Source organism: Mesorhizobium sp. M7D.F.Ca.US.004.03.1.1, assembly GCF_003998635.1.
Classification (GTDB): Bacteria; Pseudomonadota; Alphaproteobacteria; order Rhizobiales; family Rhizobiaceae; genus Mesorhizobium; species Mesorhizobium loti.
The window spans coordinates 1-956 of sequence record NZ_RZQG01001449.1 but is presented as its reverse complement, the minus strand read 5'-3'; the positions used below and the strand labels follow the sequence as shown (position 1 = coordinate 956).

Below are 956 nucleotides of genomic sequence, written 5' to 3'. Positions count from 1 at the left end.
GGCTAACCTCTGCATAAAGGGGGAAAGAGCCGCGTTATCTGGCGTAAAGCCGTTTGCTGCGACCTTTCCAGAGATCACCAGATACATACGGATCACTTCCATCACAATCAGCAGTCCCAGTGCCCACGAGATGAATCCAGTCAATGCAAACGCAGTCGCCGACATATGCCGTCCCCGTTGCTCCAGTCTCGGTCTTCGTAACCAAACAACTAGTCTACCGGTATGCGTTGGTGGAGGCCAATGGCACACCAGTGGCGCATTTCTGACCGGCAGATTTGTGGCCGCTACCGGCCTGGCAGGTTTCGGCTGGGATTTGCGATAAGCTGCCGTTCTAGGCGAGCCTATGTCGGTCATTCTGGGCCAGAACTTCAAAAGAGGAAGGCAACGAACCTCAAGACGACGCCACCACTGCCAGACAAGATGCTGGAAGCATGTCGAGCTAATTGGCAACCCAAAGACTTTTGAGCTCGTGTCCGACAGCCCAATGGGCGGATGCGTCGGTGTCGGTGCACCTGGACTCGTAAGGGTCGCGAACCATCTGGAATTCGCCGTCCATTACCGCGCCAAATAGGAAGCACTCGTCCTTGTACTGCCCGCGTTCTGCGCTCGCCATCTTGACAGTTGCCTTCACGACGATGCCGTCAAGGTTCCGGCCCTTCCAGTTGATGGTGCCATAGTCCTGGATCTCAGAGGCCACGTCCGTGGGCTTCCAGTTGTCGTGTGAAAGGCCGGCAGTCCACTTTGCAAAGTCAGGGAACAGGGTCTCGATATCGATCCCGGAAGACGGGCTGGCCTTATCCGCCGGGCCTAGGACGGTCCGCTTTAGGCCATCCGAAAAGAGGTTCAGAAGTGTGGTCGCGGCCGGCCCGTTCTTCTGGCGCAGATCAGCCTGGCGGGCTGCCCTCGAGTTTCTTTCGTCAGCCTCGCGCTGGGCCGCGATCTTCTTTTCCTCGTCG

Annotated in this window: 1 protein-coding gene; it reads right to left on the bottom strand. The window is 57.5% G+C overall.

Features of this window, described 5'->3' with window-relative positions; genetic code table 11:
• Nucleotides 1-439: 439 nt before the first annotated feature.
• Nucleotides 440-956, bottom strand: a 517-nt coding sequence (locus EN935_RS41200; RefSeq protein ID WP_164771805.1) for a hypothetical protein, incomplete at its 5' end; no start/stop codon positions are given.